The sequence below is a fragment of the Paraburkholderia sp. BR10936 genome, assembly GCF_040965735.1.
Classification (GTDB): Bacteria; Pseudomonadota; Gammaproteobacteria; order Burkholderiales; family Burkholderiaceae; genus Paraburkholderia; species Paraburkholderia nodosa_A.
Genome location: NZ_JBFRCM010000012.1, coordinates 282,990 through 291,998, shown reverse-complemented (window position 1 = coordinate 291,998; position 9,009 = coordinate 282,990). Strand labels below are relative to the sequence as shown.

Annotated in this window: 11 protein-coding genes; 7 read left to right on the top strand and 4 right to left on the bottom strand. The window is 58.3% G+C overall.

Going from position 1 to position 9,009, the window contains the following annotated elements; all coding sequences use genetic code 11:
- Positions 1 to 317 precede the first annotated feature (317 nt).
- On the top strand, positions 318 to 953 hold the full coding sequence (locus AB4Y36_RS24900; RefSeq protein WP_368684392.1) for a HEAT repeat domain-containing protein: 636 nt from the start codon (positions 318 to 320) through the stop codon (positions 951 to 953).
- Between the two features lie 210 nt (positions 954 to 1,163).
- Here AB4Y36_RS24900 and AB4Y36_RS24895 read toward each other — a convergent pair whose 3' ends face one another.
- On the bottom strand, positions 1,164 to 1,715 hold the full coding sequence (locus AB4Y36_RS24895; RefSeq protein ID WP_368684391.1) for a hypothetical protein: 552 nt from the start codon (positions 1,713 to 1,715) through the stop codon (positions 1,164 to 1,166).
- Positions 1,716 to 2,629: 914 nt separating this feature from the next.
- On the opposite strand from AB4Y36_RS24895, the gene AB4Y36_RS24890 reads away from it, so the two are divergent.
- Complete coding sequence (locus AB4Y36_RS24890; RefSeq protein ID WP_368684390.1) at positions 2,630 to 2,815, top strand: hypothetical protein; 186 nt, start codon at positions 2,630 to 2,632, stop codon at positions 2,813 to 2,815.
- A gap of 75 nt (positions 2,816 to 2,890) precedes the next feature.
- Positions 2,891 to 3,298 (top strand): hypothetical protein, encoded by a 408-nt coding sequence (locus AB4Y36_RS24885; RefSeq protein ID WP_368684389.1) that lies wholly within the window; start codon positions 2,891 to 2,893, stop codon positions 3,296 to 3,298.
- A 109-nt stretch (positions 3,299 to 3,407) separates the two neighbouring features.
- On the opposite strand, the gene AB4Y36_RS24880 is transcribed toward AB4Y36_RS24885, so the two are convergent.
- Both AB4Y36_RS24880 and AB4Y36_RS24875 read right to left on the bottom strand, forming a co-directional pair.
- Positions 3,408 to 3,773 carry a hypothetical protein gene (locus AB4Y36_RS24880; RefSeq protein WP_368684388.1) on the bottom strand — a complete coding sequence of 122 codons (366 nt, stop codon included), beginning with the start codon at positions 3,771 to 3,773 and terminating at the stop codon, positions 3,408 to 3,410.
- Positions 3,774 to 3,915: 142 nt separating this feature from the next.
- Positions 3,916 to 4,740 carry an NAD-dependent deacetylase gene (locus tag AB4Y36_RS24875; protein WP_368684387.1) on the bottom strand — a complete coding sequence of 275 codons (825 nt, stop codon included), beginning with the start codon at positions 4,738 to 4,740 and terminating at the stop codon, positions 3,916 to 3,918.
- Positions 4,741 to 4,763: 23 nt separating this feature from the next.
- On the opposite strand from AB4Y36_RS24875, the gene AB4Y36_RS24870 reads away from it, so the two are divergent.
- A complete protein-coding gene (locus AB4Y36_RS24870; RefSeq protein ID WP_368610194.1) occupies positions 4,764 to 5,276 on the top strand; it encodes a hypothetical protein in 513 nt (170 codons plus the stop codon).
- 93 nt (positions 5,277 to 5,369) lie between these two features.
- On the opposite strand, the gene AB4Y36_RS24865 is transcribed toward AB4Y36_RS24870, so the two are convergent.
- Complete coding sequence (locus AB4Y36_RS24865) at positions 5,370 to 6,767, bottom strand: hypothetical protein (RefSeq protein ID WP_368603100.1); 1,398 nt, start codon at positions 6,765 to 6,767, stop codon at positions 5,370 to 5,372.
- 256 nt (positions 6,768 to 7,023) lie between these two features.
- On the opposite strand from AB4Y36_RS24865, the gene AB4Y36_RS24860 reads away from it, so the two are divergent.
- From AB4Y36_RS24860 to AB4Y36_RS24850, 3 genes are all read left to right on the top strand, one after another.
- Positions 7,024 to 7,854, top strand: coding sequence for an NAD-dependent deacetylase (locus tag AB4Y36_RS24860; RefSeq protein WP_368684386.1), 831 nt, complete (start codon positions 7,024 to 7,026; stop codon positions 7,852 to 7,854).
- A 9-nt stretch (positions 7,855 to 7,863) separates the two neighbouring features.
- On the top strand, positions 7,864 to 8,271 hold the full coding sequence (locus AB4Y36_RS24855) for a hypothetical protein (protein WP_368603102.1): 408 nt from the start codon (positions 7,864 to 7,866) through the stop codon (positions 8,269 to 8,271).
- A gap of 160 nt (positions 8,272 to 8,431) precedes the next feature.
- Positions 8,432 to 8,998 (top strand): hypothetical protein, encoded by a 567-nt coding sequence (locus AB4Y36_RS24850; RefSeq protein WP_368684385.1) that lies wholly within the window; start codon positions 8,432 to 8,434, stop codon positions 8,996 to 8,998.
- The last annotated feature ends 11 nt before the right edge of the window (positions 8,999 to 9,009 follow it).

Sequence of the window (9,009 nt, the reverse complement as noted above, 5' to 3'; positions counted from 1 at the left end):
CTGAAGCCCCGAGGGGCTTTGTTGTACTCGCGACGTCCGATTAGCGCAAATTCGGCGTATCGAACTCGATCGATCTGATTGCCTACCGCTCACCTCCGGAAAAAGTTGGTGTTTCCACACACTCTGGGTCGGTTATGCCCGTTGCATGAGACGTGGGGCGGCGAGAGCGACGTGTCCGGTCGTGGGACGCAGTGCGGCCAGTTCCGGTCCCTCGCGCTAGATGCGCAGATCGTTTCAATTGAGTCGCTGAGCCGTTCGCTATTTCGGCGGCCAACCGGGGCTATTAGATTCGCAAATTGTTTTCGTAAGGTACGGTGATGCGGCAGGAACTGCTCGAATTAATTCAACGGATGACCGCGCAGCAAGAGATTAGCTCGAACGATTCAGTCTCTTGGCAGGCGTATCGTGAAGCGGAACTGCTTGCCGACATGACTTTGGTTGATGAACTTGATGCATTCCTCGCTCAGAAGCAAAGAAAGGAGCAGCGTTCTGCGGCCTACTTCATCATCGGCAAGATTGGAAAGAACTGTCTCAGCGGAGAGTGCGCGTCACGATTAATTGAATACTCGTCCAAAGAGCCGGACAGGTATGCGCTGGCAAGTCTCCTTGAACGGCTTGCTGATATTCCAAAGCCAGACAGCGTCGACATCAGGCCAATGTTTCCGTTTGTTCAAGATAAGCGATGGCAGGTGAGACATTCCGCGATTCAGGCACTAAAACGATGCGCAAGCGCCGAGGTTGAAGACAAGTTGCTAGAGGTTCTCACTACAACTTCTGATCCCTATGACGTCATTTACTGCCAAGCCACTCTCAATCAGATTGGCACACGCAAGGCATTGCCCGCTCTCGCGCAAAACCTAATGTCTCGAAAGCGCGACGTAAAAATTTCGGCTCAAGCTGCGATTGAGGCTATTGAAGCACGTGACGGTCAGCCTACCGCTTACCTCCGGTAAAAATTGGTGTGTCCACACACTCTGGGTCGATAAGGCCCATTCATATTCGAAACACAACAACATTCGTTTCCTCCCTTCCAACGCGCATCCTTGCCTGAATGCCATCGAGCAGCCAGCACTCTCCCCTTCCTGCGGATCTCGGGCTGTAGGCGCGCTTAACTGCATGGAATGACTACCTGATAATGACGGGAGCCGCCCCCAAAGGTTGGATCATTGAGCAATCTTTATATCGAACGAAGGAGCAGCACTGACATTCAGTGTCAGCCGTCCTCCTTTTTCCAAAAACTGAAAGGCCTCTGGCCCAATCCAATAGACATTTACCTTTTCCTTGAACGTCTTTTTCATGGCGGTGAAGAATTTTTGCATCAACTGCTGTGCCGATGTACTTTCCGACCAAGTCTGAATTAAGCCACTTATAAGGACTCTTTCCTCCCAAAATCCACCTGCATTGAACTCTATGCCATCTGGAATATTTCCCAGCTCGTACTCCGTTCTTTCCGCGCCGCCGTAGACCCTTGTGACAGGTTCTACATGAGTAGAACGATGCACTACGATATACCGTTCGCAGCTAGACGTTTGCTGACGCGCGGCAATGCCAAGTGTGGGAATCTCAGAGGCAGAGGCATATCGCGGGACGCCCCCCCCATATTCGGGAAACAAGTTGTGATGCGAGAGAATGTAAGCCAGATCTGAACTCTGCTCCACAAGGCCTGTTACAGTCAATATGTCACTTCTAGTCGCAAAAAAGAAAATGCGTTTCATCGTTGCAGTGCCTTTTGAATCGCTTGGTTGATCTGGGCTTGGCTCGCCCCCTTCGGTATCAAGATCAAAGTGTCGTTGGGGTACGCCGATTGTATCCTCGCGGCAGCGGCTTGTTCGGATGCAGTTGGCGTTGTGCCATCTGATGCGGTAGTGACGGTCTGCACTCGAACCGTATCCCCATTCGGCGATTGTGCTGTGATATCAACATAAGACCCCCCCGTAGAACCTGGGCCCGAACCCGGAATATATTCCTCCGACGTGATGCCTCCGCCGCCAGTAATCCGATAGCCATCCTGCACCAAGGCCTGACCAACATCGTAGTTGAGTTGACGTGTATTCGTATTTCCCCAACGGCCGCCCGAGCCATCCAGATACTTGTCGGTAAACGCGGAGTTGCTTGCGTTGTCTGTAGCAGACCCTTGGCCACTAGAATCACCGCTGGAACCGCCACCCTGCGACAACGTGAGGGCACCCTCGCCATCATTGTTGCTAGACGCTATCGCATTCGATGGCGTCGTACCAGCAACCGGTGTTGCGGGACGTCCGGAAGCTGCCCCCGCTAGTACAGCATCGGCGCCCGGTGCCGGGGGCGAGCCACCGCCAGCGCCCATGACCGCGGCCGCTCCGTTCGCGATACCTTGAGCCGCAAGGGCTGCCGGTGGCGCCATCGAGCCAACGATGGCCATCACCGCAACCGCGTAATTGACGCCAGGCACGCGGCGGTTGATGTCGCCGCTCGTCGGCGTTAGCGCTGGCTGTCCCAAACATCGATCAGGCGCCGGAACCGGTAGCCTGACCGTATTCCCAGCCGTGGGGCCTACTCTTCAACCGTCCGCCCAAATCATGGCGACCCACAGGTTACCCGTACCCGCGAAGCGAAACTGCCGGTCGCACGTCAGATTCAAGCGAGGGTCATGTTCGCCGATCCGCTGGAATTTCGAGTCGCGCTCTACCTGCTTGTCGGAAGCGTCCGTCTCGATGCTACCGACCACGCGAAAGTGATCGTCGCGCAGATGTTCCAATGCCATGGCACTTACGCCGCAAAAGTATGGTCATTGCCCGAGCACCGAAAGCGTTCGCAGGCCCTCGATGTGATCTGAGTAAATAGACATCGGGACACGATGTGTCCGAATGCGGACTCATCATTTCGTCATCGCCACTACACAGGGGAGCGGATGACCGCATCGACACCCAGCCGCCGGAGTCTCGCCGATACATCCGCGAAGGAACCTGTCGCAATCCGCATGATCAACAGCGGCTTTTCGAAGGCCAAAACCGCGGCGTGTGAAACGCTCGCATCGGGCATTCCGAGCCCTTACACCATCCGGAATCTCGATGCCGCGATCGCCCACCTCGAACGGGTACTGTGCGCGGATACTCTGGCCATTTTCGGTCCTGGCTACTGGCGCCGGAGAATCCGCCAGGTTGAGGCGACGCCCGGCCTCATGCACTCGCAACTTCGCCGCCTGCAGGCTTTGCAGGAACGGCTCCCTCGTGTGCCGCCGCGTACTGTCGACATCAGAGAACGGACACAGCACCAAAGCACACGAGACTCTCATCGCAAAGGTGAATGGTTAGGATAACAAAACAACCTAGCCGCCGCCTCGTCACCGCTCCTTCGCACACACTCCGTGACACTCAAACACATCGTTCATCTTGACGCTTCGCTGTGCGAGAACATTGTTCTTCGGCTCATTCCACGAACTGCTGTCGAAAGATTACCCCGAAGTCTTGGAAGCGCTGACCGACCGTGGCCCGCACTTCAAACGCATCGGGCAAATCGCCAGCCCCGAAGAACGCGAACAGTGGCTGGCGAGACTCGTCTGAAAGTTGAAGCTCAGTTTCCTCGTAAAGGTACAGCAGCCGTACCTCATCGTCGACGCCCACGGTTGCTTCGGCTATTCGCGGGAGCTTTTCCGCTCGCACTGGCTTTTCAGACGAGACTACGCCCATGCCGTCAATGCGGGCGAGGAATGGGCGGCACAAATTACGCAGACGGGTACGGTAGATTTCGGCGTTAGACGCGATGGCGATGCTCCCGGCATCGCGACACGACATCAGCTGAAGCGCTTGCGTACCCCGTACGTCCGTTGCTGACCGTACATTCGGGCAGGAAAAGGCGCCGGTTAGTCAATGTGCAGTCTCTGGAATATCGGCAACTCGTCCTGAATCCTGTGCGCTGCGCGACCGCGCCGCCACACTACCGCGCAGCCCAGAGCCGATCGAGCATCGCCAGGACGTCGCGCGCGCCACCGCGCAGGCCCACTCCACGCCCCGGGTCGATTTCGGGCTCGCGCGAGTTGATGCGGATGACACGCGGTCCATTGCGCTCGCTGAAGCGCCTGACCGTAGGAAGCGAAGTGCCTGCACCCAGTTCGACCACCACGCGACGCGTGCATCCTCGCAGCCAGGCATCGAGCCGCGCACGCTGGCGCTGCTCGCGCGAGTCGAGCCAACTCCAGTCGTAGAACATCAAGACGTTCGGCCGGGCCAGTGCAGCACAATGCGGACAGCGCGGCAGCGCATTGAGCAACCGGCACGCAACCGGGTCGACCTGCGGCTCGAATCCATCTGCTGGCCAGATAGCATGCGAGCACGGCTGAGTACACTGCAGGAAGTGAATGGAACCGTGACACTCGGCGACCACTTCCTCGGGAAATCCTGCTTTCTGGAACTGGCCGTCGACGTTGCTCGTGAAGACGAATGCACCATGCTCCATGCGCTGCGCCCATCGGCGCAAGATCGCAAAGCCGCCATGCGGTTCAATACGACGGTAGAGCGCGAGGCGGTGACCATAGAAGCCCCAGGCCAGCGTCGGATCCGTTTTGAACGCATCCGGATTGGCGATGGACTGGAACGGGATCTTCGCGTCGCCCAGAGCGGGATACGCAGCCCACATGCCCGTGTTCCCGCGAAAGTCGGGCAGGCCGGAATCCACTCCCATACCGGCGCCCGCCGTAATCAGCAAACCGTCCGCTTCGGACAGCCAGTCCACCGCGCGCTCATAGCATTCACTATTGGTCATTGAAAGAGAACCTCGCGATTCAGATGGGTATCGATAAACAAACCCATAGCGTAGATGGCGTTCGAGACATTTGGCGTCGCCTCTATCACCATCGCGCCTGTCGATCTTCGGAATGGATGAAGGCTTCGCACGATGAGGACATGATTTGTCCCAACGGCACCGGACAATGGAATTTCAAGCGATATTCGGGACGTTCCCGTCACCGGAGGAACTCATTGATCATCGAAGCGGGCAAGCTGGCCTGCGTTCGCTTGCAATTCGTTCGCCTCGCGCGGCACCGCTCACGTCACCAGGCCCGAAGCCACCGGGCACCGAACTACCTCGTCCGCTATCAGTTGGAAGGCGTGGCCGCGCGAGAGGCGTGGGCCGATCCTCCAACGAAACCGCAACTGATATGGCGCATCCGCTCGAGCCGTCCGCGGGATTGCGTGATGGTCGAGCTGACGTCGGATGGCAATGCGATTGTCGGATGGACCAATCGGACGCTCGACACGCTATTGAATGAACTCGGCGATACCTGGGGCGAAACGGACTGATGAGCTTGCTGCGCCCCGGGGGCGTCGATGAGCAGTCAGCGCCTTGCCGATCGTCGCGCGCAAGAGCCGGCACGCCGGAGGGCTGCTGACGCTTCAAGCGTCCTGCTCTCGCGATAGGTACCACTCAAGGAGCGGCCGTATATTGACGCAGCCGTTCTCGACGTCCACCTTGGAGGCAAGCCGCCACGCGAGGTGCGGCGTTTTCCGCACGCGTTCAAGGACGCCCACTTCTTCGAGGACGGCGACGAGTCTGCTGGTGTCAGGAGCATTTCCAGCCTCGTTTCGTGCCAGCCTGTAGGCTTTGCCCATGCCCCAGCGGCCGTTCGGGTCTCGGGTCTCCGTCGCGCTATTGTGCAGACCGAATGGCTTCTCGCCGTATTCCTCCGCGGAAACGAGAAGCGTCAGGGCCCTGTTGACAATCGCGTCGCTGAATTCGATTATCTGATCCGCGCCCTCGCCCACCGTTTCGATACTGGATGTGACTATTCGGTAACGGAAGGCCGTCCGCCTACCAAGGGTCTTGCAAGCAACCCAGCTCTCGCTCGGCTCATCGGAAACAGCGACTGGGCCGCCGCTCAGCTGATCGCCGCTGGGCGCGTCGTCGGCGGATACTGTGTCTCCCGTCGATGGCGAATTCAGGTCATATCCAATCATGAAAAGCGCCGATTCGAGCGCCCGAAGTCGCGTGCCCTCATCGGCGATCGCCCTGAAGCCGCTGTGAGGCGCGCCTTCCCGACGCAGGACTTCGGTCAGGATCCAGTTGGCTCGCATATTCCATTCGGCATGCATCGGCCCCGACTGCAAGCGAGGAAAGTTCCAACCTCCCTCACTCGGATTGCGCTGCTTCGGAGCGCGCGCGTTGGCCGCCTCATAGCCTGGAGCCCAAGGGAACCTCAGTCCATCCGGCACCGTCGAAATTCCGTGAATCCGGCAATACTTGACCACCGCCCATCCGAGCGCCGCAGCGACCCGGCTGTCGTAAATGATGAAATCGCTGCATACCAGCGAATAGACTTTTGTCATGCCGGCGTTGAACCGCAACGCGCGAGACGTTAGCGTGGAATGGGCCGTGTCGCCAGCTTCGAAAGCCAGCCGCGTTGCATTGATCAGCGCGGCTAGGCCCGGTTCGTTCTGAAGCAACCAGTTGACGTTCCCGCGTCGCACGCCACCCCAGATCATAACGTCGATAGCGGCGACCAGCGCGTCGCGGTCACTACGCGTCGAGTCAAGTGCAGCCAGGAGATCGGACCGCAGCGCAGCCAGCACTTTCGCATTCGACGTGAACGTGCTGCCCTCCAGTACTCCAAGCCGAGCGATTTCGTCGTGAGGCCAGGCATATTGAACGTAGGCATCGAAAAGGCTGCGACACTTCCATTGCATACCGTTTTTTCTGTTGCGATAAGCGTGCGCAAACGTTTCGCTATCGAGATGCTTGCTCATCCACACAACGAACTTATTCACTTCCCCGGTCAAATACTCGTCTTTTGTCATACGGCGATTCTCAGCATTACGGATACCGTTCGATATCGGCATCCCGGTTAGCGACTTTAATTGCGGCGAGCGCCCGCGCAGGTGCGACCTGAATGTTTGCCCAACGGGCGCCACAGTCGATTATCCAGCATGATCTGGACACTCGATGTCCTGATCGCTCGTGTGTGGCCCCACCCACGACGCATCGCGAATCAGGACAGCATCTGTCCTGTTCAAGGTGGATGCTTAGGCCGTCATCAATCGACGGAGAAGCTGAATGAACGCCCATGAGATCCACCGTGCAGCCGACTTGATAGCCGATGCGGACGCTTTGATCATCGCCGCAGGCGCGGGAATGAGCGTCGATTCCGGACTGCCGGATTTTCGTGGATCGCGCGGCGTCTGGACAGCGCTCGACACGCCTGGCGCGACAGAAGATGGCCTGCGCGAACTGTTGCAAGGACGCTGCTTTACGGCCAACCCGAGGAAAGCAATGCAGTTCTATGGTCATGCGCTTGACGTATGCCGACGAACGACGCCTCATCAGGGATATGGCCTGTTGCTCGAATGGGCCCGCAAGAAGACGCACGGCGCATTCGTCTACACGAGCAACGTCGACGGGCAATTCCAGGCTGCTGGATTTGCCGAGACGCGGATTCTCGAATGCCATGGCTCAATCCATCATTTCCAGTGCGCCCGGCCGTGCTCGCCGCAAATCTGGCCAGCGACGGGATTCGATAAATCGATGCACGCCGCATATTCAACGCTACTGCCACGTTGTCCGCGCTGCGGCGGCCCCGCGCGCCCGAACTTCCTTTTGTTCTCGGATCCGGCGTGGCTAGTCTCGCGTACCAATGCGCAACGCCTGAGAATGGAGGTCTGGCGTGGCGCCCCCGAGCGTCCCTTGGTCATCGAAATCGGCGCGGGACTCGCGCTCCCGACGGTACGTATGTTTTCCGAAAGCCTGCGCATTCCCCTTGTCCGCATCAATACGCACGATGTGCAAGCGGCCAGAGCGAACACCGTGAGTCTGCAAGGGACGGCGCTCGAAGCGCTTCGGCACATCGAGCGCGAACTTTCCCGGCGGTTTGCGTGCCAACACGGTTGAGAACCCAACATGCCCCAGCTTATCGAACACATTGACGCGATTGCGCGTTCCAAAAAGCGCGATGTCCTGTTTTTGACGTTCACGCGCGAAGGCAAGCGTGATCCTGGCCGATTCACGTTGAACGAAAGTCGTATCGAGATACTGAGATGGCTCGATTCGATGGGTATAGGCTGGCAGCCGTGTGGCGAAATCGCCTCGGAGTATCGTTTCGCCTCTTACGACGGGGCGGTTTATATCGACGTACCGTTCGACGTCCTCGCTCCGGAATATCAGAAGCTGCAAACGTTTCTCGAATATCCAGATGGGACGATTCGCTTCCCGGACACAAGCTTCTTCGTTCTGGATCTCCAGACCGCTATGCAAAATGCCCACCACGACGAGCCGGGTTTTTGGGAGCGTATTGCTGACAATTTTTAGCCTCCTGGGTTCGCCGCGTCAAATGTACGGCGTGCAGGACGGAAAATGACGCGAAAACTAAAAAGGTTTCCGTTCAGAATCCTTTAAGCCATACTTTTGGGCAGCGAGTGGCACGGCTATGTGCCGAAAAGTAGGATAACCTCATCAATCGCAAGCAGAAATGGACCAGGACCAAACATACGGATATCGGGGATACCGCCTTGTCGCAAAACCAGCGGACAACGGGGCAAGATGCTGGGCCTGGCGCGACGGCGTGCCCGTCCACAAGTTGATTGGGTGCGACGTGCCTGACGCCATTCAGCGGACCCGCAATGCTATAGATTCCGATCTGGGCGTGGCCGCGCGTGACGGCGACGCCGGGGACGCGGCATATACGCGCGCGCTAGAGGCGGTCTTGCCGGAACTCAGCACGGGTCAGCTCAAAATGCTGCAGGCTCGCTATCGCGCCCCCGATCGCATCATAACTGCAACGGAGCTGGCAAAGGCTGCTGGTTACTCGAACTACAGCGGAGCCAACCTCCAGTACGGCAACCTCGGCAAAGCCGTGCATGCGCATCACCCGGTTGATCTGCCCGTCCGTAGCAACGGGACGCTCGTCTACACCTGCGCCCTGGCTGACTCCCCGGATCTTGAACCCTCCGCGACCGAAGACGATTCGCACTGGCGCTGGCGCATGCTGCCGTCGTTGGCGTTCGCTTTATGCGCGCTCGGCCTGGTCGCGAAATAGGGCGAATCCAC

What these genes read in the sequence shown, in the direction of transcription:
- AB4Y36_RS24900 (WP_368684392.1), top strand. Translation starts at nt 318, where the DNA reads ATGCGGCAGGAACTGCTCGAATTAATTCAACGGATGACCGCGCAGCAA.
- AB4Y36_RS24895 (WP_368684391.1), bottom strand. Translation starts at nt 1,715, where the DNA reads ATGAAACGCATTTTCTTTTTTGCGACTAGAAGTGACATATTGACTGTA.
- AB4Y36_RS24890 (WP_368684390.1), top strand. Translation starts at nt 2,630, where the DNA reads ATGTTCGCCGATCCGCTGGAATTTCGAGTCGCGCTCTACCTGCTTGTC.
- AB4Y36_RS24885 (WP_368684389.1), top strand. Translation starts at nt 2,891, where the DNA reads ATGACCGCATCGACACCCAGCCGCCGGAGTCTCGCCGATACATCCGCG.
- AB4Y36_RS24880 (WP_368684388.1), bottom strand. Translation starts at nt 3,773, where the DNA reads ATGTCGTGTCGCGATGCCGGGAGCATCGCCATCGCGTCTAACGCCGAA.
- AB4Y36_RS24875 (WP_368684387.1), bottom strand. Translation starts at nt 4,740, where the DNA reads ATGACCAATAGTGAATGCTATGAGCGCGCGGTGGACTGGCTGTCCGAA.
- AB4Y36_RS24870 (WP_368610194.1), top strand. Translation starts at nt 4,764, where the DNA reads ATGGGTATCGATAAACAAACCCATAGCGTAGATGGCGTTCGAGACATT.
- AB4Y36_RS24865 (WP_368603100.1), bottom strand. Translation starts at nt 6,767, where the DNA reads ATGACAAAAGACGAGTATTTGACCGGGGAAGTGAATAAGTTCGTTGTG.
- AB4Y36_RS24860 (WP_368684386.1), top strand. Translation starts at nt 7,024, where the DNA reads ATGAACGCCCATGAGATCCACCGTGCAGCCGACTTGATAGCCGATGCG.
- AB4Y36_RS24855 (WP_368603102.1), top strand. Translation starts at nt 7,864, where the DNA reads ATGCCCCAGCTTATCGAACACATTGACGCGATTGCGCGTTCCAAAAAG.
- AB4Y36_RS24850 (WP_368684385.1), top strand. Translation starts at nt 8,432, where the DNA reads ATGGACCAGGACCAAACATACGGATATCGGGGATACCGCCTTGTCGCA.